At 43.1% G+C, this 24,656-nt stretch carries 7 protein-coding genes; 6 read left to right on the top strand and 1 reads right to left on the bottom strand.

Features of this window, described 5'->3' with window-relative positions:
- Positions 1 to 3: 3 nt before the first annotated feature.
- The 5 genes from HUW51_RS15505 to HUW51_RS15525 all read left to right on the top strand — a co-directional run bounded on the left by HUW51_RS15505 (position 4) and on the right by HUW51_RS15525 (position 6,014).
- Positions 4 to 618 (top strand): hypothetical protein, encoded by a 615-nt coding sequence (locus HUW51_RS15505; RefSeq protein ID WP_185270543.1) that lies wholly within the window; start codon positions 4 to 6, stop codon positions 616 to 618.
- A 95-nt stretch (positions 619 to 713) separates the two neighbouring features.
- Entirely contained in the window at positions 714 to 935 is a 222-nt protein-coding gene (locus tag HUW51_RS15510; protein ID WP_185270544.1) for a DUF2905 domain-containing protein, read from the top strand.
- A 109-nt stretch (positions 936 to 1,044) separates the two neighbouring features.
- Positions 1,045 to 2,826 carry a DUF885 domain-containing protein gene (locus tag HUW51_RS15515; RefSeq protein ID WP_185270545.1) on the top strand — a complete coding sequence of 594 codons (1,782 nt, stop codon included), beginning with the start codon at positions 1,045 to 1,047 and terminating at the stop codon, positions 2,824 to 2,826.
- Between the two features lie 129 nt (positions 2,827 to 2,955).
- On the top strand, positions 2,956 to 3,720 hold the full coding sequence (locus HUW51_RS15520; protein WP_185270546.1) for a YdcF family protein: 765 nt from the start codon (positions 2,956 to 2,958) through the stop codon (positions 3,718 to 3,720).
- A gap of 392 nt (positions 3,721 to 4,112) precedes the next feature.
- Positions 4,113 to 6,014 (top strand): T9SS type A sorting domain-containing protein, encoded by a 1,902-nt coding sequence (locus tag HUW51_RS15525; RefSeq protein WP_185270547.1) that lies wholly within the window; start codon positions 4,113 to 4,115, stop codon positions 6,012 to 6,014.
- A 94-nt stretch (positions 6,015 to 6,108) separates the two neighbouring features.
- On the opposite strand, the gene HUW51_RS15530 is transcribed toward HUW51_RS15525, so the two are convergent.
- A complete protein-coding gene (locus HUW51_RS15530) occupies positions 6,109 to 7,473 on the bottom strand; it encodes an NAD-dependent succinate-semialdehyde dehydrogenase (RefSeq protein ID WP_185270548.1) in 1,365 nt (454 codons plus the stop codon).
- A gap of 1,082 nt (positions 7,474 to 8,555) precedes the next feature.
- On the opposite strand from HUW51_RS15530, the gene HUW51_RS15535 reads away from it, so the two are divergent.
- Positions 8,556 to 24,629, top strand: a complete 16,074-nt coding sequence (locus tag HUW51_RS15535) for a malectin domain-containing carbohydrate-binding protein (RefSeq protein ID WP_185270549.1) — start codon at positions 8,556 to 8,558, stop codon at positions 24,627 to 24,629.
- Positions 24,630 to 24,656 lie beyond the last annotated feature (27 nt).

Raw genomic sequence — 24,656 nt, forward strand, 5'->3', positions numbered from 1 at the left:
GCCATGAAAATGAAATATTTAGTTCTGGCTTTGGTTTTACTAGTAACGGGTAGCTCTACCAGCCTGGCTCAAAAGGCTGATTCTATTGTAATTAAACAAAAATGGTACATACCCCAACAAGTAAGTTTGCAGTTTGCGGGTAACATCGGGTTTTTATCGGCGGGGTTTGGGTATATGTTAAAAGATGATAAAATAGACCTGGATTTTTTGTACGGCTTTACGCCCGGCTTTGAGGCCGGTACTAGTATTCATTCTTTAACCGGAAAATTTACGTACGCGCGCTGGAAAAAAAGGCTGAACTCCCGTTACTCCTGGCAGCCTTTTCAGTTTGGGTTGGGCATTAGTTATTCTTTGGGCCCGCAGTTTTACACCTCTCTGCCAAAACACTATCCGGATGGTTATTATTTCTGGACGACCAGTTTCCGGTTAATTCCATTTATCAGCACGGCCGTAAGTAAAAAGGTTAGCGAAAAATATGCATTTACCGGTATAAAAACAGTAAAATCTTACCTGGAGGCAGGAACCCATGATCTGGCCGTACTAAGTGTAGTAACTAATAAATCTTTAAAGCCTTCAGATATACTATCGCTGGCCATCGGAGCAAAATTTATATTCTGATTTCAGCCTGTACGCTAATATCTAATAAGCAGCATTCTGCGTATGTTCAGTAAATATTTTGCGCCCCGTAATTACTTGTACTTATTTTAAGTAGTATGCAGCCTTTAGGTAAATATCTGGTTTTGGTAGGTTTAGTTATTGTTGGTTTTGGCTTGCTGTTGTGGCTGACTGGCAATAAACTTAGCTGGTTCGGCCATTTGCCGGGCGATATCCGAATTGAAAAACCTAATTTTAAATTTTACGCACCACTCACCAGTATGATTCTGGTAAGTATATTGCTGAGTGTAGTCATGTGGCTCATCCGGCGATTTTTTTAAATTTTTAAATTTTCGGGTTTTATTAATTCTTGTTTCCGGTTCTGTTTGGCGGCTCAATAATAAAGTGTTGGGCCGTTGCTAAAAGTTTATTTTTATTTTCGAGACCTGTATGAAGTTAGGTAGTCTGCGCCTGTTTTTAGTGTTGTTTGTAACGGTATTTATTTTTTCCTGCGACCGGCAGAAAGTAAAAGAATCGGGTGAAACGACGACCCCGGATCAGCAATTTGATGCGTTAAAAGCCACTTTACTAGAAAAGTTGTGGCGGCTCAATCCGGAGTGGGCTACCTCGGTGGGGTATCATAAGTACGATAAAGAGCTGGTAATTGTAACCCCGCAACGCATAGCCGATGAAGTAAAGTCGTACGAATCCATGCGCCGCGACCTGCACCAAATAAAATTAACCAGCTTATCGCAAAACAACCAAACAGATTACCGGATGCTGGATGATTTTTTAGATGGCCGCATTTGGTACCTTACTGTTCTAAAACCCGTAGAGTGGAACCCCGCCGAGTATAATATTGGAAATGGCGTAGCCGAAATTTTAAATGGCCGCCATGATAGTTTAACCAATCGGTTGCGGAGTATTTCTTTTAAAATAGAACACGTAGTGCCCTATTACGAAGCGGCCAAAAATAATTTAAAAAATCCGACGCAAGAACATACCCAATTAGCCATTCTGCAAAATAAAGGCGCTTTAACCGTGTTAAACGATTTAGCCGATTCGGTAAAAATTGCCCGCTTAAAACCTTTTGAGAAAGATTTTTTAAATTCCAGAATTGCTACCGCCAAAACCGAGATAAACAGCTACCTTGCTTACTTACAAAACGAAAAACTACCGGCAATCCGCAAAGGGCAGGGGCGCAGCTTCCGGATTGGGAAAGAACTTTTTACTCAAAAATTTAAACACGACATTCAATCGGGCTATACCGCCGAGCAAGTTTACCAAAAAGCTTTAGCGCATAAAGCCGAGCTGCACCGCCAAATGCTGGCATTAACCCAAAAGGTTTGGCCAACTTATTTCCCGGACAAACCTTTGGTGCCGGGCCTAGCCGGTGTAAAACAAATAATGAGCAAAATTGCCGAGAAGCACGTCTCCCGCGATTCTTTTTTAATTGCGGTAAAAGCACAAATTCCGCAGCTTGTAGATTTTGTAAATAAGAAAAAACTACTAACCCAAGATCCGAGTAAACCTTTAGTAGTACGGGCTACTCCGGAATACATGCGCGGGGTAGCCGGTGCTTCTATATCGGCTCCCGGTCCTTACGATAAAAGTGCCAATACGTATTACAATGTAACCCCTTTAGACGATTATACCGCCGCCCAAGCCGAGAGTTATTTGCGGGAATACAACCATTACCAATTGCAGATTTTAAATATTCACGAAGCTATACCGGGCCATTATACCCAGTTGGTTTACGCCAATAAAGCGCCTTCGGTGGTTAAAGCCGTGCTGGGTAGTGGTGCCATGATAGAAGGTTGGGCCGTGTACGCCGAACGCATGATGCTGGAAGAAGGCTACGGCAATAATGCTCCCAAGATGTGGCTAAGCTGGTACAAGTGGAATTTACGGGTAACCCTGAATGCCATTCTGGATTATAGCGTACACGTTTTAAACATGAGCGAAAAAGAAGCCCTGAATTTATTAATAAACGAAGGCTTTCAGGAAGAAACCGAAGCCCGTGAAAAGTGGAGAAGAGCCACGCTATCGCAAGTGCAACTATCCAGCTACTTTACTGGTTATACCGAGATTTATGATTTACGCGAAGAAATGAAGAAAAAGCAAGGCAAAGAATTTAACCTGAAGCAGTTTCATGAGCAATTTTTAAGTTTTGGCAATGCGCCGGTGGGCTACATTCGGACTTTAATGCTAGCCAAATCCGCGGTTAATTAAGTTTCAGAAATTTAAATTTTTTAAAAATTAGCTTATAAACCTGAAGTAACCATACCAAATAATAAGGTAAGTTAGTAGTTTGCGTACAATGTAAATTGGTGTGGGTTTACTAACCGGCGTTTCTCAAACATGTTTTTTATTTTTTCTAAGATTTTATTTTACGTTGCCTTACCGGTGGTTTGGCTGGTAGCGCTCTTATTTTACGCAGCATTTACCAACAATAAGCGCCGGCGCCGTTTGGTTATAAAGTTTCTGGCTATTCTGGTGGCCGTCCTTACCAATCCTTATTTAATAAACGAAGCATGGCTGGCCTGGGAGTTACCCCCCAAACCGCTCGCCGAAGTACCGGTTTCGGATGCCGGCATTATTCTTACCGGTATTACTTCCCTTCAAAAGTCGCCGCATGATCGGGTTTACATAGAGCGGGGAGCCGACCGGCTACTGCATACTCTTTGGTTGTACCATGAAAAAAAAATCCGGAAAATCATAATTTCTGGTGGCTCAGGCAGTATTCAATCGGTTTACTCCACCGAAGCCATGGAATTAAAAAAAATATTATTACAAGCTGGCGTACCTGAAAACGTAATTTTACTGGAAGATCAAAGTCATAACACCCGCGAAAATGCTTTGTTTACGGCTCAACTCATGCAAAAGAACCCCGATATTCGTTCGGCCGTTTTAATAACGTCGGCGTTTCATATGCGGCGGGCGGCGGCTTGCTTTAAAAAAGCCGGGTTACAACCGGTAATTTTTCCCGCCGATTTTTACTCGATAGATCGTTCGTACTTACCGCAAAATATAATTGTGCCTTCGGCAGCGGCCTTTGCCAATTGGCACCTTTTGCTGCACGAAATAATGGGCTTTGTTACGTATAAAATTTTAGGCTATTGTTAATTATTTAGTTTAAAAACAGGAGAAAATAGGCAATATAGCTAACCAAAATATTCAGGTTGTGGATTATAATACCCCAGCTATATGTGATTTTAATAATATACTAAATATTATAATATCCATATTAAAACTATTTTTTTAAATTTACATTAATTTTCCAATAAATAAAGAACGCGAAAGTACCGGCTTATTTATAGATTATTGTTAAATTAGCAATTGAACTACAATAAGAATCCGATTTTTTTAAAATTTAATTCTCTGGGAGATAAAAGCAACAAATAGACACTGGTATTTCCCACTGCAAATTATTTAGACGCCCGGCTTTATTCCTAAATCATATGCAAGATTTTATAACCGCTCTTTTTTAATGCCTACTCATTTAAAACTTCTTTTTTATGAAATTAATTAGACTCTCCTCTTATCAGCATCAACTTAACATAAAAGTGATAGGGGCATGTTTGTTCTTATTTTCTTTTGTTACGGTTGCTTCTGTTTATGCGCAAACCAACCCTCCAATTTTTAGAGACGATTTTAACCGACCGGAATTAGGAGATGATTGGAGCCAGTCATACGATTGGTCTATTCAATCGGGCTATGCATACAACTTTGTAAATGGTACAGGAAGTTATTTAAAAACGGCAAAAAATTATTCAGCTCCATCGTATATCCTCGAAACAACCAGTAAAGGATTTTCAGTTAGCTACCAGCGCGAATTCCGCATTTTTTTTGGACAAGTTTCAGGGCAAAATGATCAGGGTATTGATAGCTCTTATGTTTTAAGCTATACACCAAACTCAGGCGGGCAGTTAACTTTATCAAAAGCTACGGGCAATATTTATTATACCGAAACTTTAGATGAGGTTAGTATCTATCCGTTTTTAGATACTAACCGTTGGTACCGTTTTAAAATTGAACGTTATAAGAGCGGTCTTATTCAGGTTTATTTAGATAAAGGCCGCGGTTATTCCAATATTCCCTTGTTAGAAGCCATTGATACCACTTACCAGAAACTGGGCCATTTTGGTTGGCAAATAGATACCCAAACCGCTCCCGAGGCCTTTTTCGTGGATTGGATTGAAGCTCGTAAACCGGAGGTTGAGAAACCCGCCGAGCGGGAAAAACCAACCCCGGACGATATTATTACGCAGGTATCGGCAGCCAGTAGCCGCTCTTACAATGTGACTAAATTAAACGTAGGCGCAAAATCGTATGCCGATCAATTGTTTACTATTACATCGGTTCCGGATTATTTAAAAGGTGCTTCTTTTATTCAAACTTCCGCCGAAGACAGACGGGATACCAGTAGTACTTTTTTGACCATGTTTTTAAGAAAAGCCGTGGTAGTGTATGTTGCATATGACCCAAAAGCTACCGAATTACCGGCCTGGTTAAAAGGCTGGAAAAAAACCGGGGATATTATCGAAACCAACGATCCGGCAAACAGCTTTTTAAACGTATACAGTAAATTAATAGATAACCCTTACATTTATCCGGCCCCTTTTCTGCTAGGGGGCAATATGGCAGTACCCGCTACAGGTGCTCAATCTAATTACCTGGTAGCCGCCGTAGAAAAACCAGAAATTGCCCGGTATGAGGCGGAATATGCTACTTTAAAAGGGGCCAGAATAGCAATTAATCATTCAGGATATAGTGGTACCGGTTTTGTCGACTTTATTAATCCAAGCAGCGATTACATTGAATGGTCAGTAAAAATTGAAACGCCTGGTTTATATAGCGTAGGTCTAAATTATTCTAACGGGCAAGAAGCTAATCGGGCTTTGCATATTACTGTAGATGGTATAGGGATAACTACACATTCCTTTACTACCACATCAAATTGGGAAACATGGTCATTTTTTGGTGGATCCAGTGTTTTTCTTACGCCGGGTACTCATTTGATACGGGCAACTGCCATCGGCCAAAGCGGCCCCAATGTAGATTATCTGTCGCTTAGTTATGTTTCCGCTGCACCAGAAGCTTCGTTTAGCCGTATGGCTTCAGCTAGTCTTGCTTCCGGAATTCGGGAAAAGGCAGCCGCTTCGGTAAAAGAACACCTGGCTTATCCTAATCCTTTTACTGATAATACCACTATTACATATACGTTGGCCGAAGATGTGCCGGTTAATCTTACCTTGTATTCACTGGAAGGCAAGCAAGTAAAAGTGTTAGTAAATGAGAAGCAAACCGCCGGGGTACATGCTATAACAGTAAATGGCTCGTCGTTGGCAAAAGGTTTGTATTTTTACCGGTTGCAAACCGGCAGCCAGGTTAATGTTCGTAAAATTGTAAGGCAATAAACCAGATTCGTTTCAAGGTTTCTCATTCCTTCCAAAAGTGAAAAACTTTAATAAAGGCGATAGAGTTAATTTTATCGCCTTTTTTCTTATACAATCAAGCTACCCAAACGGTTTTCTGATTCACAAATTCCCGGATACCAACATACGATAATTCCCGACCGTAACCTGATTTTTTAATTCCCCCAAAAGGCAAAGCCGGATGCGATTGCACAATGCCGTTAATAAATACTGCGCCGGCTTCTATTTGCCGGGCAAGCCGCCGGGCTTCCGGCACATTGCCTGTCCAGATAGAAGCTCCCAACCCGTAGCGGCAGTCATTAGCAACCCGGATGGCTTCTTCAGCATCTTTCACGACAAAGATACAAGCCACCGGGCCAAAGATTTCTTCATCATGGGCAGGAGTGCCCGCCGGAATATTCGTTAGCATCATGGGATAAAAGTAAGCACTTTCCGGTTCGGGCTGACCGCCATCCAGTATTATTTGGGCCCCTTTTGCCACCGAATCGTTTACTTGTTTCTGTACAGATTCCGCTAAATCCGGCCGGGCTAAAGGGCCATAGTCGGTGGTTTCATCCAGGGTATCGCCCCGCTTCATCTGTTCTAAGTAAAATTTCATACGCTGCATAAACGGTTGTGCTATTGCTTCTTCCACAATAAAACGTTTGGCGGCAATGCAGCTTTGGCCGGTATTAATCATTCGGGCTTTGGCGGCCATTTTGGCAGTTTCTTCTACATTCGTATCTTGAAGTACAATAAAAGCATCGCTGCCTCCTAATTCCAGCACGGTCTTTTTAATTTGACTGCCCGCTAAAGCGCCTACACTGGCCCCCGCTCCTTCGCTACCCGTTAGGGTTACCGCTTTAATCCGGTCATCTTTTATCAGGTTTTCTATTTCCGATGTTTCAATCAAAGCCGACGTAAATACCCCTTCCGGAAATCCTGCTTTTTTAAAAATTTCTTCAATAGCTAAAGCACATTGCGGCACGTTAGACGCATGCTTAAGCAAACCTACATTTCCGGCCATTAAGCTGGGAGCGGCAAACCGGAATACCTGCCAAAAAGGAAAGTTCCAGGGCATAATTGCCAGAATAATTCCTAAAGGTTGGTACGTAATGTAGCTTATAGAGGCATCAGAACTAATTTCTTCGTCTTGCAGGTAGTTTTCCGCATTATCTGCGTAAAAATCGCAACAGAGGGCACATTTATTAATTTCAGCCACTGCTTCTCGGATGGGTTTGCCCATCTCCAAAGTTATAGTTTTAGCATAATGGCGGTTATTGTCCCGTAATTCTTGTGCCGCCTGGCGCATTAACTTAGCCCGTTCATCAAAGAGGGTTTTTTGCCATTTAGCAAAAGCCGCATCGGCAGTGTATAAAATATTTTCTAACTCAGCGGATGTATGAGGTTCAAATGTTTTTAACACCTCTTTCGTAGCCGGATTACGTGATTTAATAGCCATATGTAAAAGTCTGCTTGGTAAAATTATTTTTAAATTTTACTCCTATTAGCCTCTTATTGTTTTGTTAATCGAGATGTGCATTTTAAAACGAAATCTGAAAACAAAAAAGTAGCTCCTTTATATAATAGTAAATGCCATAAGTATTCGGGAAAATATTTATTAAAGTACTTATTTATTTACTTACCTGCTCCGGTTTATTTACCGGTTATAATTTTAAGTTATAAGTAAAACTTAGTTAAGTGAAGGGCCGGCAAATTGCTTTATATGATATGGCAACAGCATTACTTTATACTCAATAAGTTAGGAGAAAGAGCTAAGCTGGGCACAACTTTATAAAAACTTAAAAATTATATTAAATATTAGTATATAACATTTGTTTTATATATTAACCTTTCTGTATATTTACAACACTATCTAAAAATTGTAATAAGGTCATATTAATTTTTTCTTTTTCATGTTGATTGAAGATCCAGAACAAGGTCGCTCGATAGTGATCTTATGACTTTTTTTAAAATTTAGCTTTTAAGTATATTATTTATTAAACATTTAAGTAAAACGCTACTGCTATTATTAAGTCTAGAACAATTCTGGGAAATCTTTAACCTAATCTAATTCTATCTTTTAAATACTAGTCGTTTTTAAAAATTTTGATGAAGCATTCTAGAATAAGTACGTGTATTTAAATTAAAGTATTATTATATATTAATTATTAAAATTAACTCCCCAATCCTAATCTAATTACAACCAACAACAATTTTACACCAAACAACTTTTAATTTATTACTAACTAAATGGAGAAAAAACGTACCCCATTTTTTGGCCCACCTCGCGTATTAGCTCGATCGTGGCCGCTAATTACAATCCTGGGATTATTCTTGAGCTGGCAAGTCTACGCTCTGGAATATACCCGGGATATTAGCATTTTTGCCTGGAATGTCCAGCAAGCTTTCACAAAAAGTAATTTGTGGAGCTTTAAGACTCCGTTGGTAGAAAAATTACCTGAAAATTTAAAAAACGCTGAGAGTAACTCGAAGCGGCAGGTAAAAACTACTCATAGAAAAAGGAGTAGTAATCTAATCCCCATGTATGCATCGGAAGCAATTGCTGACGAGGTAGCGTTGCCTTTTACTCTGACTTTTGATGGAACTGAAGGCGGTTTAACGGATAAAACCGGGGTTGCTGGTACCGGATTTACCATGGTAGATCCATATTCGGGTACTCGCAGTACAGCTGATGGAACGCCAAGCGACCCTAACCAACCAAGTTATGATCCTGCAAAACTAACAGTAGTCAATGGCAAGTTGAGCATTGTTTCCAATAAAGGAATCGGGTTTTTAACGAACAACAATCAAATTAATGCTTTAGGAACAAGCGTTGCAGGTAATGGTAAAATTATCGTAGAGACTACCCTTATCAATCCTTTGAACGGTACTCAATCAGAACAAGCAGGATTATGGTTCGGCTTGAACGATAAAACCTTCATAAAGTTAGTTGCAACTGGGAACAAAGTAGAAATGCGCAAAGAGGTAAATGACATTTCGAGTACGGTTAGTAATACCACTTCAAACCCTACTGGAGAATTATCTAATCCTGATCAACGTATTACCGGTACCATTTCTAATTTGAATACACAAACAGTGCGTTTGCGTATGATTGTAGATCTAATCAGTAACAGATTAGAAGGGTTTTACTCCACAGATGGCATTACTTATCTAAATGTTGGTTCCCGCTACTATACCACATATCCTAACAATCCAATGGCAATTAACATTGCTGATATGGGTTTAGCTGGCAAAACCGTTTATGCCGGTATCTATGCTTCCTATCGGAATTCTAATTCTGCTCTTTCTACTACATATAATGGTCCTACATTTACATTTGATGACTTCTCCATTAAACGGCAAGAGTTTCCAGTAGTAACGGCACCTTACCGCATTAATGCTGGAGGTGTTCAGCGGATAGTAGGTGGAAAAGTTTTTAACGCGGATAATACTTATGCACTCACTGAGGGGGAGGCAAGTAATGTTGTTAATTATACTCTAACTGGAGTTGATGTTCCAGAGATATATTATGAGCGCCGTTTTGGTACTGCGGTAAGTTACTATATGCCCATTGCAAATGGCAAGTACACCGTGAACTTGCAGATGTTAGAAAATTTCCACACAGCGGCAAATAGCCGTTTATTTGATATTGCTTTAGAAAATAAAACGGTAGCTGATGATTTAGATTTATTTGTAGCCGGAGGTAATAAAAACAAAGTTGTTGTTACCCGCTCTTATGAGGTAGAAGTGAAGGATCAAGTTCTGAACCTTGATTTTGTTGCTTCTAAAGATAAGGCTATTGTTAATGCGATCGAAATCCTACCAATTGCAGTAAACACGCCGCCTGCATTTGCCAGTACAAGCTATTCCTTTAATAAAGATGAGAATGCCAGTATAGGAACTGAGATTGGTTCTGTATCGGCCACCGATGCGGAAAATAATGCGATAACCTACAGCATTATTGCCGGCAACGAAGCCGGTAAATTTACTATTAATTCTGGTTCCGGCGTCATTACCTTGGCCGCCGCCTTGGATTATGCGGTTACGCCCACTTACACTTTAACCGTACAAGCAACTGATAACGGTTCGCCTGTTCAATCGGCTATTACCCAGGTAACCATTTCGGTGAACGATGTAGTACCGGCCAACAATGCTCCAGTAGTAGCTAATGCAATTAGCAGCAAAACAGGTACTATTGGTTCAGCTTTTGTTTTTGAAGTGCCCACAAACACCTTCTCGGACGCAGATAACGATGCTTTAACTCTTTCGGCTACCTTGGCTGATGGCAGTGCTTTACCAACCTGGTTAAGCTTTAATGGTAATGCATTCAGCGGTACTCCGGTAAGTGCGGCTGATTATGCTATTAAAGTAACTGCTACTGATGGAAAAGCTTCGGTAAGTACAGACTTTAATTTAACGGTAGAGGCTGCAACTCCTGCTAATCAGGCACCCGTATTTAGTAGTACTAATTATAGCTTCAGTAAAGAGAGAGCTACTCCAGTTAATACCGTTATAGGTAGTGTTAAAGCTACGGATGCTGTAGACCAAACAATTGCATACAGTATTATTGCCGGAAACGAAGCAGCTAAATTTGCTATTGATGCAGTAAGCGGCGAACTAACTTTAACGGCTAGCTTATTAGATGTTTCTACTTCATCCTACACCTTAACCATACAAGCAACCGATAATGGTACTCCGGCACTTTCAGCTACTACTCAGGTTACGATAACTATCAATGGGGAAGTGCCTGCTAATGCTGCTCCTGTTGTTGCCAACCTGATTGGCAATAAAACGGCTACTGTAGGTTCAGCTTTCTTCTTAGAGGTACCCGCAAACACATTTACAGATACCGATAACGATGTTTTAACCCTGTCGGCCACATTAGCCGATGGCAGTGCTTTACCAAGCTGGTTAAACTTTAATGGAAGTGCATTCAGCGGTACTCCCGAAAATGCAGCTACATATACGGTAAAAGTTACCGCTAACGATGGCCAGGCAACTGCTAGCACTCAATTTAACATAGCTGTAGAAGTAGTTACTCCGGTTAATCAGGTTCCTGTTTTTGCCAGTTCTAATTATAGCTTCAGCAAAGATGAAAATGCCATTATTGGTGCCGTAATCGGCAGTGTGTCAGCCACAGATACAGAAAATCATACTATAACTTATAGCATTATTGCCGGTAACGAAGCAGGTAAATTTGCTATTAATCCTGCTTCTGGTGTAATTACCTTAGCCGCAACCCTGGACCATGCCCTTACTCCGGCTTATACCTTAACCGTGAAAGCTACGGATAACGGTAATCCGGTTCAATCAGCTACCGCGCTAGTGAATATAACTGTAATTGATGTAGTTCCGGCAAATGTAGCTCCAGTAGTTGCCAATGCGATCAGTGCCAAGAAGGCTACTGTAGGTGCCGGGTTTAATTTTGCGGTACCCGCAAACACATTCTCGGATGCGGATAACGATGCTTTAACTCTGTCGGCTACTTTGGCTGATGGCAGTGCTTTACCAACCTGGCTAAGCTTTAATGGTAATGCATTCAGCGGCACTCCGGTAAGTGCGGCTGATTATGCAATTAAAGTAACTGCTAACGATGGAAAAGCTTCGGTAAGTACGGAGTTTAATTTAACAATAGAAGCTGCTCCCGCAGTGGGATGCCCGCCAAACAGTACTTTGCCGTGTAATCAAGTCGCTGTTTCTTTACCTTTTAACATAACTTTTAATGGTACAGAAGGTGGATTATTAGACAAAGACGGCAAAGGAACCGGTTTTACTATAGCGGATGCCTATACCGGTACCCGTGTAACAACGGATGGGGTAGCATCTTCTGATATCAGAGGGTATGAGCCATCCAAGTTAACAGTAAGCAATGGTAAACTTGCTATTGTATCTAACCGCGGTATATCTATTGTGAGTAACAACAACCAGATTAATGGTTTAGGTGTTGAGTTTAATGCTAGTAACGGCCGTTTTGTCATAGAAGCTACAATTGTAAACCCATTCCGGGGTAGTAACGACGAACAAGCAGGCTTATGGTACGGCTTAAATGACAAGACTTTTGTTCGACTGGCCATTAATAATAACCGCGTAGTGTTGCGTAAGGAATTAAACGACCTGTCGCCAATAGCTTCAGATCTTACGGATCCAAGTCGCCGCAATACTTCTGCCATTAGTAACCTGGATAAACAAACGGTTCGGTTACGTTTAGTAGTAGATCCAACTGCTAACACTGTAGAAGGCTATTACTCCGTTAACGGAACTACCTATATCAATGTAGGGGAGGGCTATCCGGTTACAAGTTTAAGCATCGAGGGCATGGGGCTAACAGGCAATAAAGTTTATGCCGGTATTTTTGGTACCTATCGTAATGGAACTACCCCGGTTACTTACAACTTCGATAGCTTCAGCATAGCTCCTCAAACTACGCCAACTAATCAGGCACCGGTTGTAGCGGCAGTTATAGGTAATAAAACTATAACCACTGGTACTCTTTTTAACTTTGAAGTACCAGCCAATACTTTTACCGATGCAGATAATAATCCTTTAACTTTATCGGCTAGCTTATCTAATGGTAGTGCCTTACCAAGTTGGTTAACTTTTAATACCGCTACCAAAATATTTAGTGGTACGCCAACAAGTGCAGCAATTTATCCTATTAAGGTTACTGCCACGGATGGTCAGGCGTCTGTAAGTACCGAATTTACATTAACTGTACAAGCTGCTAATTTAGCACCGGTGGTTGTTTCTGCTCCGGAAAATCAAGTACTCACGGCTGGTCAAGTGTTCTCCTTTGTAACAGGATCTTTCTCAGATCCGAATGCCGGCGATGTGTTAACGTATAGCGCTGCTTTAGCAAACGGTAACAGCTTGCCTTCCTGGTTACAGTTTGATGCCAATACACAAACCTTTAGTGGAACCGCTCCGACAACCGCTACTAGCGTGGCCGTGCGTTTAACCGCTACTGATAAAGCGCTTGCAGCTACTAGTGCCTCATTTACTATTACTGTAGAGGCGGCCCCAATCGTGGTGCCTTGCTCTCCATTAAGTACTTTACCATGCGAGCAAATAAATGTGCCTTTACCTTTTGTGCTCAACTTTGATGGTAGCGAAGGAGGTTTAACAGATAAAAGTGGCATCCAAACAGGCTTCACTATGGTAGATGCACCTTCTGGTACTCGTCTAACAGTGGATGGTATAGCTTCTTCCGCAGTTACAGGTTATGAGCCATCACGTTTAACTATTGCTAATGGCAAACTAACCGTTGCCACAAATAAGGGTATTGGTTTCTTAACAAGTAATAACCAGTTAAATGCATTAGGTGCAGGTGTTTTAGCTAATGGTAAACTTACTCTTGAAACAACTGTAATTAACCCGTATAATGGTACTCTGTCGGAGCAAGCAGGTTTATGGTTTGGTTTGGACGATAAAACCTTTGTAAAACTGGCAGTATCTGGTAATAAAATTGAGATGCGCCAGGAGTTGAATGACATTTCTTCTACTGATGCTGCCAATAATGGTTTAAATAATCCGGATCAACGTATCTTATTAAATGCTATTACGGGCCTAAATACGCAAACCGTACGTTTGCGGTTAGTAGTAGATTTAGTTGTAAATAAATTAGAAGGCTTCTACTCGACAGATGGTGTTACTTACCTGAATGTTGGCGCACGTTACGCAACCCCGGCTTTAGATATAACCAAGTTAGCTTTAGCTAGTAAAATGGCGTATGCTGGTATTTATGCCACTCATCGTAATGCTAATGCATCCGTTAATTATACTTTTGAAAACTTCTCTTTAACCAAGGATAACACAGCAGGTAAAGTTTTAGCTTTCACACCAAATGCGCTTGATTTTACTGCTATTCAAGGACAGTCTGTAGCTTCAAAAATGACGGTTTTAGCTGCTAGTGAAGGAGCTCCCGCTGTTACTTTCAGCAGTACGCCAGCCAGTTGGTTAACTTTACCAACGGCCAGCTTAGGTAATGTAGCGTTTGGTGCTACTAACTTTAGCTCTACTCTCGCACCTGGAATTTACGAAGCTACCATTACAGCATCGGCTGAAGGCTATCAGTCTGCTACTTTGTTAATTAATTTAACTGTAAATTCCCCAGTTGTAGCGCAGGAGATTAAAGTAAACTTCCAGGATCCGGCCACTGTGACACCAACCGGTTGGGTGAAAGATTATGGCCAGCCTTTTGGTTTAAGAACAGGTGCGAACCAGGGAACTAACCTGGAGTACGGCTGGCGTAAGCGCTCCGATGGCACATTGCTGGATTTATCTGTTGGTGGAACAACCCCAGGTAATGGTCGCAAACGTACTACCCCGGCAGATATACTTCAAGCTACCTTAATGCACATGCAAGCCGATGATATTACAGGAACTACTTTTAACGGTACCCCGATTGAAGGCTACTGGGAGATTAAAGTGCCGAATGGCAAGTATGATGTTACCGTATCAGCGGGTGATTCTGATCCGGGTACCGTGCCGGAAAGCCATACCTTGAACGTAGAAGGCGTAAACGCTTTTTCTAACTTTGTGCCAACTGGTACTGCTGGTACAGCTACCCGTTTTAAATCGGCCAAAGTACGGGTAACCGTTAATGATGGCTTTTTAACCATCAACGCTGATGGCGGCATCAATACCAAGATTAACTCTGCTTTAATTACGCCGATTGATGTAGCTCCATACCTGATCTGGTCAGCTAGTGATCATAGCCTGGTAATTGAGAGAGGAACCAGTGAAACTAACAAAACTTTCTCGCTGGATTTAGGTAACTCTGCTGATTTAGATAATCTGCCGATTTCTTTAACCGCTGCTTACGGTGCAGGAGCCTCCAATTGGTTAAGCTTTGATGCCACGCATAATAGCAGTGAGCCTAATGTTACCTTTGATTATACTGCCGCAAAATCATTGCCGGTAGGTACTTACACAGCAACTATTACGGCTACTACAACCGGTTATACTCCAGCTAGCACTTTAATCCAGATTACGGTATTAACTCCGGGTAGTAATCAGCCTTATGTTATTTCTTCTACCCCAGCTAATGGCGCTACTAACGTGAGTGTAAATACCTCGAGCATTGCGGCAAATAGCTTATATGTACCGGAAGTTTCTGGTTTTAAAGGTGGTGTAGACAATTCTACGTTAACGGTAAATACCGTTAAGCTGTTAAAAGTAAGTGGTACTACTACCAGCGAAATCCAAGGTGTTGTTCAAGGAACAGGTGGGGGTGATGCGATAAGCTTCTCTCCGGCATTTGCCTTGGAGCCAAATACCAAGTACCGGTTTGTTATTACCAACCAGGTTAAATCGCACAGTGGAGCCGCCTTCTTACCTTATGAAGCTAACTTTACTACCGGTGCTACTACTACCGGAACACCAAACCCAGTAGCGGCCGAGTTTGCGCCGAAGCAGGTTATTCCGGGCACCGTGGGTAAAAAATATACCTGCTTAACCTTTGGCCCAGATGGAAAATTCTACGCCTTGCGTTTGGATGGGGTAATTGAGCGCTTTATCGTAGACCGGGAAACCGGTATGCTATCAGGAGCCGTTGAAATTAAGACCCTAACCAACAAGTATGGTTTACGTTCTTCGGTAGGTTTAACTTTTGCTCCTAATGCAACAGCAACTAACCTGATTGCTTACGTTTCTCATTGCAGTGCAGGCCTTACCAATGCACCTGAGTTCGACGGTAATATTTCCCGTTTGAGCGGTGCGGATTTAGGGTCTGAAGAACTGATTTTAACAAAGCTACCACGTTCAAAAGCTGATCACTTGGTAAACAGTATTACGTTTGGTCCGGATGGTGCTCTGTATTTTAACCAGGGTAGCAACAGCTCCATGGGTAGCTACGATGGTACCTGGCAGCGGGACGAAAGCTTATTATCAGCTTCTGTATTGCGTTTGGATTTAAATAAGTTAGCAGGTATGACTTTGCCTTTAGACGTACGGACTACCGCTAACCAGAACTTAATTAATAACGCTCCTGCAAATAACATTCGCTTCTCGGATGGTACCTATAACCCTTACGCCACTAATTCTCCTTTAACCATTTATGCTTCCGGTATCCGGAATGCCGTGGATATGGTGTGGCATACAAACGGACAATTATATGTACCAGCCAACGGTTCGGCTGCTGGAGGTAACTCACCGGCTTCTGTACCAGGTACACGTCGTCCAGACGGTACTTTATACAGCGGACCGGTTGTGCCGGCTACTACTAGTATAAAGGTGCAGAACGATTGGTTATTCCGGATTAATCCTTTAAAACCCGTTGGTTACTTTGGTCATCCAAACCCATTGCGGGGACAATATGTTGCTAACCGGGGTTATTTGGATAATCCAAAATACGCTCCTACGCAAGGCCCGGATGCGAATTACCGGGGTGCAGCTTACAACTTTGAGCTGAACAAATCGCCTAATGGAGTAATTGAGTACAAGAGCAACGCTTTTGGCGGAGCTTTAAAGGGTAGAATATTAGTGTGCCGTTTCAGCGGTGGTAGCGATATCATCGTGCTTGAACCAGGTTCTATGGCAAAAGATCCGGCCGTTAATTCTGCTGATAGCGATGATAAAATATACGACATTATCGGGGCTCAAACTGGTTCCGGTACGGACGGTATTACTGGACTTTCCGGTTTTACCAATCCGCTGGATATCATCGAAGACGTAGAAACTGGTAACCTGTACGTAATTGAATACAACTGGAACAACATTAGCGGTAAAACTGCTCAAATTGTATTGCTGAAAGCAAAAGCTCCTTCGGCGCAAGTAGGGATTGCTGCCGTGAGCCCAAGTGAAATAGTAGACAATGACGTAGTAGGCGGCGGAGCCGGTAAAAATCACACCATCACCATTGCCAATACTGGTAACAGCAATTTAACTGTAACCGGAATAACTCTGGACGGGGTGGATAAAGGTCAGTTCCAATTAATTGGAGCACCTACGCCAAGTGTAACTTCTCCAATCACCATTGCCCGGGGTAGTGCCATTACCTTTAACGTGGCCTTTAATGCTACTTCAACTGGTGTAAAATCCGCTAGTTTATTAGTGAACAGCACCAACAATTCGGTGAAAGAAGTGAAACTAAGCGGATTAGGTACATCAGGCTTATCCGGAACCAACGAACCTTCATTACAAGCTGTTTTGGATGTACATGGCATTAATGTAAACGTAGGCGACGATAACAAGTCTACCAATATCATCCATAGTACTAATTTCAAAGCACCATTACTGGGTGAAGAAGTGTCAATTCAAGCTTTCCAACGGGCAGTAGATGGTCCGGTAACTATTGAGCCTTTGTCCGTGTTTGGTCCGCAGGATGCTGGCGGTATTGTGACCGCTTTGGGCTGGTACACTTCAGGTAACGCCAACGATAAGAATGAATTGTTTACGGTTGCTAACGACAACTACCAAACTGTAGATGTGAAAACAACCGGCTCGCTTTCTTTTGATCCAGGAATTGCTTCTTTTGGCTTCTATTCCCGTTGGCCATATTTTACTAATCGTCACTTATACAGCGAAGATGCTTTGAACACCTTTACCGGTGCTGTACCGCATCATGTTCGGGTGTATCCTTTGAAAGATTCTGATGGAAGCGTTATTGAGAATGCTTACATTGTAGCTACCGAAGAACATACCAGTGGTTACGATTATCAGGATATAGTGGTAATTGTGCGTAATGTGAAACCTTTTGGACAAGCTGTGGCCAAGGAACTTTCCTTCTCTAGCCAGTCATTGGCTTTCACCACTACGTCTGGTTCTACTACTACTCCGCAGACAGTTACCCTTTCTGCTAACACGGGTAATCCGGTATTAACAATAACTAAATCGGCAAACAGCAACTGGCTTACTTTACCTACTGCTGCATTAGGTTCCTTAACTTTCGGTATTAACGAAGCTGGCTTAAACCCTGGCACGTACAATGCCACTGTTACGGTATCTGCAGATGGTTATACCAGTGCTATACTGCCGGTAACATTAACGGTAAATAGCTCTGTAGCAGGAGCCATGATTGTTGTGAGCAACGAAGAATTAGTATTCGATGCGCTTAAAAATACTACAGTAACCAAACGTTTAACTGTTACTAACACTGGTACCAGCACCCTGAACTTAGGATCTGTAGCTGTTGGCGGTACGAACGCAGATAAATTTAGTGTGCAGGCTATTACCTTAGAAGGGGAGCCGACCGGCACTACTTTGGCGCCGGAAGAAACCAAAACTTATCAGATAGCCTTCACGCCAGGCAACTTAAGCGTTGTAAGTACTTTTGAAGCTGCTTTAACCATTAATAGTAATGCCGTTAACTCACCAGCATTAAAAGTTGGCTTATACGCCATGTCGTTGAACGGGTACGAAGGTAACAACGAACCGCCTTTGCAAACTGTAGTAAATACTTTAGGGTATAACATTAATGTAGGCTGGACAAATTTGGCCGGAGGTATTCAAACCACTATGAAAGGGGAAGAAGTACCGGTTCAATTATTTGAAAAATCGGGTAATGGCCCCGTAACGATTACACCAGTAGCGCGTTATTCGCCTAATCAGGAGTTGCCGTTCGGATATTATACCAAAAACAACAATGCCCCAGTACGTTCTACTGTAGGAACTTTGTCCGGAGTATTTGGTCAGCATAACGCTTTATTCCCGCAAATTGTAGCTGGTTCCGATCAGTTCAATCCAGAATCAGCAGCTTTCGGTATCTACGTAGTAGGTTTAGAAAACCGTATATCTTACACCGAAGATCAACTGAATGCAGGCGGTCCTGCTTTACATGCAGTACGTGCTTACCCGCTGAAGAATCGTGCAGGGGAAATGGTGCCTAACAGCTACTTAATTTGCTTCGAAGATGCATCTAATGGCGACTACCAGGACTACATGTTCGTATTGAAAAATGTAGTAGCAGCAGGAACACGCAAATCTTTAGCTTTCGATGTAGCTACCCTGAACTTTAATGCTCCAGTAAACGGATCCGTTGCTGCCAAAACCGTAACCTTAACTGCTAAGAATGGTACTCCAAGCGGAGTGTCTTTAAGCAAGTCGGCTAACAGCAACTGGTTAGTGTTACCAACAGCAGCTACCGGAAACTTAGCCTTTGGTATTAATACAACCGGCTTAACTGCCGGGGTATATACCTCTACCGTAACGGCTACAGCTACCGGCTTTGATAATGCTGTAATTTCGGTTAATCTGCGCATAGGCGATGTAAGTGCCAATGCAATTAAAGTAAACTTCCAGTTAGCTACTTCCGCTACTCCGGCTGGGTACCTGGCTGATGCTGGTTTGCCATACAATGATACCCGGGGTTATGGCTGGATAAATCCGACTACTAAAGAGCCTAAGGATCATACGGCCAGCATGCGCGAACGGACTTCTGCCAATGCTGATACTCGTTTGAAAACCTTAGCCTTAATGCAGGGAACGGCTAGTGGTCAAACTCCAGGTACCTGGGAAGTAAAGGTTGCTAATGGTCAGTACAATGTAACAGTTGGTGCCGGTGATAACGATTTCTATGACAGTAACCACCGGATTAACGTAGAAGGAGTAACCGCTATCAGTAATTTTGTGCCAACCGCTCAGGTTCCGCATCAGATAGCCACTACTACGGTTAATGTAACCGATGGTAAATTGACGATTGACGCCACAGGTGGTACGAACACCAAAATTACATTTGTGATTGTGGACCCAGCTACTGCTGATGGTGACTTCTTGCCACCAGTTGCTTCGGTGCAGTTAAAAGGTACTTTACAATCAACAGGTGTTTACCGCAACCAGGTGATTGCTACTATTAATGCTTCGGATGCCGGAGGTTCTAATCTAGCGCAAGTACTGTATAGTTTAAATAACCAACCGTATACCGAATACTACGCTCCGATCTTAGTAAATACTGCCGGAACGTACACCTTGCGGGCTAAAGCAATTGATGGTAACAAAAATGAGACGATCACCAATCTCGTTTCCTTTACCATAGTGCAGCCAGAATTGAGTAATACCAATATGGTAGTGGAAAACCTGGACAAATTCCCAGCTAACGACCGCTTGGTAGCCTCTCTGATTCAAACGCCTTGGCGGAGAGCTAACGATGATGGTACGTTCACGCCGTACAACCGGAACCACGATGTGGTAAGAATGCGCATCAGTAATAAAGGTACAGGTGCTCTTACAATCAATGGTTTAACTTTGTCTAACCCAACTGGCTGGAAAGTAACCAAAGTAAATAACGTGGACTATGATGCTACTGCAACTGCTCCTATTACGGTAAATGCCGGCAGCTCTGTAGAAGTTAGCGTTCAGTTTATTGCTCAGTTTACATCCGGTCGCATTCGGATTCTGAATGATACCTTGCAAATTGCTTCTAACGACGACTTAACTCCGAAGAAGAAAGTAGTATTACATGGTATGTGGCAGGCTCGCGGAGAAGGTGGTAATGAACCTCATGCACAAGAAATTATTCAGGCTTTTGGTTTTAAATCTAAAGTTGGCTTTAATACCAACGATGGTACCAACACCGGTAACAGTCTGGTATTAAATTCTGATGAGATTCTTTCTTCTTTCTTTACCAGAGCGGATGCTAGTAAACCAGTGTATGTGGTGCAAATGGGAGCTTACCATGGCTGCTGTGCCGCTACTGAAACCTTCCAGTATTACGTAAAAGGTTCAACCAGCAATGCTACTGTGTTCACGCATCATCCATTGGATGGACAATCTTTGCTTCCATTAAGAAATGGTACTGCCGGCACTTTAGCTGAAGGTACTTTTAACCCGACTGGTAGCTTTGGATTTAAAATTAGTGGTTCTTACTCTGACCGCACCCGGAATTCCGAAGGAAAATTAGGTATGCGGGTATGGAAAGCGGTAGATGCTAATGGCAACGTTATTCCAAATGCTTATATCATTGGGCATGATTACATTGGAAATCCGGATGTGACAAATTATGACTATCAGGACAATGTATACTATGTGAGTAACATTAAACCGGAAGCTGGTTCCTTGAATTATTCAGAGTTAGCTTCTACTCCTTCGGCAGTTGATTTTGGTTCCCGTCAGATTGGGGTGGCTGCAACCCGTACCATCGAACTGAAGAACCTGGGTCAGATTTATACCAATGGCACTACCGATCCGGCTATTACTATCAAGAGTCTGGAAATTGTGGGCGCTAACTTAAATGAGTTTACCGTAGCTACACCATCTGCTACTACCATTGCTCCGCAGGCAACTGCATCTGTAACAGTAGGCTTCCGGTCGAACAGCCAGGGAATTAAAAATGCTGCCTTACTGGTGCATTATAACAATGGCTTATCACCGCTTCGAGTGCCGCTTTACGGCATTGCCGATGATAACTGCAACGTGATAACTGCTGTTAAACGGATTAAAGGTGGATCAGATGCGAATGTTACCATAAACGGTAAAGTTTGGGAAGCGGATCGGACTTATCGCCAAGGTTCCGTGCAACTAGACAGACCTGCGGTTACGCCGATTGCTGGTACTGATGAAGATGTACTGTATCAAACTTATTTGTCTGCCGCTGCTGATTTAGCCGAAACACGCTACTCAGTACCAGTTGCAAATGGTAATTATATGGTACGGATGCACTTTGTAGAAAACTTCTTTACTACCGAAGGTTCCCGGGTATTTAGCATTAACCTGGAAAACCAGAATCGTCAATCTAACTTTGATATCTTCCGGGAAGCAGGTTATAAAGCTGCCTTGGTAAAAGATTTCACAGTAAATGTTACCGACGGAAAACTGGATGTGAAGTTTAACCCAACTGTAAACCGCGTAGCGTTAGCAGGTATGGAAATCTTCGCGGCCTCTGCCAACCCGAACGCGGTTACACTTACCCAGCAAACAGTATTGGGTGCTGAATGCGGTTTGGCTAACGGTTCTATTACCTTTGGCGTAACAAACTCTACCGCTGGTTCTTATTTATACAAAATGGGGCCAAATGGTACATACCAAACTTCGCCGGTATTTAATAACCTAACTGCAGGTTCATTTACTTTCTTTGTGAAAGAAAACGTAACTGGTGGTTGTGAAACTGCGAAAGTATTTACTATACCAGAGCGCAATACCTTGGCCTTTAATGTTACTGCGCCAGTAATGACGTGTGCAGCAACTTCCGGTACAGCTTCAGTAAGTAACGTTACCGGTGGAACAGGGAACTATACGATTACCTGGAACACCTCTCCGGTACAAACCGGAGCTACTGCTACCAACTTGCAGCCAGGTGTTTACACCGTAACTGTTTTAGATGCTTCAGGTTGCAGTAAAACGCAAGAGGTAACAGTTACTCGTGAGCAAAACTGTACTGTAGCCAACGGTATCCGGATTAATGCTGGTGGTGCAGCTTATGCCGCTTCTGGTAACCGGCAGTTTATTGCTGACCAGTACTTCGGTGGCACCGCAGGAACTTCCTCGTTGGCTAGTGGGGATATCTTGAACACCACGGATGATGAGATGTACCGCACAGAACGTTCTTCGGCTACTTTCAACTACAGCATCCCGGTTACTAATGGAACCTACAATGTGGTGTTGCACTTTGCTGAAATCTGGTTTACTGGTGCTACAGGCCGTGGCGCTGCCGGAACAGGCCGCCGGATGTTTAACGTGGACGTAGAAGGCAGCCGTAAGCTGACCAACTACGACATCACCGCCAAAGCGGGAGGAGCCATGCGGGCCATTCAGGAAACCATCCCAGTAACTGTGACTGACGGAACCCTGAACATCAACTTCACCTCAGGTACGGCTAACTTACCGAAAGTATCTGCCATTGAAGTGTTGCCACAAACGCCAACCAACGTGGCGCCGGTACTGACTGCTATTGGCAACAAAACGGTGAACGTGAACCAAGCCTTGACTTTCACGGCTACTGCCACCGATGCCAATGCGAACCAAACCAAAGCGTTCTCTTTAATTGGTCAGCCAACGGGAGCCAGCATCAACGCTTCAACGGGAGTGTTCACCTGGACACCGACCACAGCAGGTACTTATACCTTCACGGTACGGGTAACCGACAATGGCTCGCCGGTGATGTTTGCTGAGGAGCGGATTACTGTAACGGTGAACAATGTGGTCGCCGCGAATGCCATCCGGATTAATGCTGGTGGTGCAGCTTATGCCGCTTCTGGTAACCGGCAGTTTATTGCTGATCAGTACTTCGGTGGCACCGCAGGAACTTCCTCGTTGGCTAGTGGGGATATCTTGAACACCACGGATGATGAGATGTACCGCACAGAACGTTCTTCGGCTACTTTCAACTACAGCATCCCGGTTACTAATGGAACCTACAATGTGGTGTTGCACTTTGCTGAAATCTGGTTTACTGGTGCTACAGGCCGTGGCGCTGCCGGAACAGGCCGCCGGATGTTTAACGTGGACGTAGAAGGCAGCCGTAAGCTGACCAACTACGACATCACCGCCAAAGCGGGAGGAGCCATGCGGGCCATTCAGGAAACCATCCCAGTAACTGTGACTGACGGAACCCTGAACATCAACTTCACCTCAGGTACGGCTAACTTACCGAAAGTATCTGCCATTGAAGTGTTGCCACAAACGCCAACCAACGTGGCGCCGGTACTGACTGCTATTGGCAACAAAACGGTGAACGTGAACCAAGCCTTGACTTTCACGGCTACTGCCACCGATGCCAATGCGAACCAAACCAAAGCGTTCTCTTTAATTGGTCAGCCAACGGGAGCCAGCATCAACGCTTCAACGGGAGTGTTCACCTGGACACCGACCACAGCAGGTACTTATACCTTCACGGTACGGGTAACCGACAATGGCTCGCCGGTGATGTTTGCTGAGGAGCGGATTACTGTAACGGTGAACAATGTGGTCGCCGCGAATGCCATCCGGATTAATGCTGGTGGTGCAGCTTATGCCGCCTCTGGTAACCGGCAGTTTATTGCTGATCAGTACTTTGGTGGCACGAACCGTACCTACTCCATTGCCAGCGGTGATGTTCTGAATACCACAGATGATGAGATGTACCGTACAGAACGTTCTTCGGCTACTTTCAACTACAGCATCCCGGTTACTAATGGAACCTACAACGTAGTGTTGCACTTTGCTGAAGTTTACCATACTGCTGCCGGCCGCCGGATGTTCAACGTGGACGTGGAAGGTGGTCGCAAGCTGACTAACTACGACATCTACGCCAAAGCCGGTGGTAATATGCGGGCCATTCAGGAAACCATTCCGGTTAGTGTAACCGACGGAATCCTGAACATCAACTTTACCAGCGGTACGGCGGATATGCCAAAAGTATCGGCTATTGAAGTACTGACGCAAACAGGAGCCCGGATTGGTTCTGCTGTTGCCGGATACATCGGGGAAAATGCTGAATTAACAACTTCTGTTCTTACAGCTTATCCAAATCCGAACCCAGGCGATGAGGTAACTATTACGGGCAATAATTTTATGGCTGATGAAAATGTAACTATCGTGCTGTACGATGCACAAGGAAGCGTTATTCAAACAAAAGCAGCGGTGACTAATGCCCAAGGTAACCTAAGCACCAACCTGGTATTTACGAAGCGTTTAAGCTCAGGAGTTTACATGTTAATGGCAACTTCTAGAACAAATAAAGTAAGTACCCGACTTGTTGTTCGGTAAAATGAAGTGAAATTTAAAAAGAGCTAC

The sequence above is a fragment of the Adhaeribacter swui genome (genome assembly GCF_014217805.1).
GTDB lineage: Bacteria > Bacteroidota > Bacteroidia > Cytophagales > Hymenobacteraceae > Adhaeribacter > Adhaeribacter swui.

Coding starts and splice junctions, on each gene's coding strand:
- HUW51_RS15520 (WP_185270546.1), top strand. CDS start 2,956: ATGTTTTTTATTTTTTCTAAGATTTTATTTTACGTTGCCTTACCGGTG.
- HUW51_RS15525 (WP_185270547.1), top strand. CDS start 4,113: ATGAAATTAATTAGACTCTCCTCTTATCAGCATCAACTTAACATAAAA.
- HUW51_RS15530 (WP_185270548.1), bottom strand. CDS start 7,473: ATGGCTATTAAATCACGTAATCCGGCTACGAAAGAGGTGTTAAAAACA.
- HUW51_RS15535 (WP_185270549.1), top strand. CDS start 8,556: ATGTATGCATCGGAAGCAATTGCTGACGAGGTAGCGTTGCCTTTTACT.
- HUW51_RS15515 (WP_185270545.1), top strand. CDS start 1,045: ATGAAGTTAGGTAGTCTGCGCCTGTTTTTAGTGTTGTTTGTAACGGTA.
- HUW51_RS15505 (WP_185270543.1), top strand. CDS start 4: ATGAAAATGAAATATTTAGTTCTGGCTTTGGTTTTACTAGTAACGGGT.
- HUW51_RS15510 (WP_185270544.1), top strand. CDS start 714: ATGCAGCCTTTAGGTAAATATCTGGTTTTGGTAGGTTTAGTTATTGTT.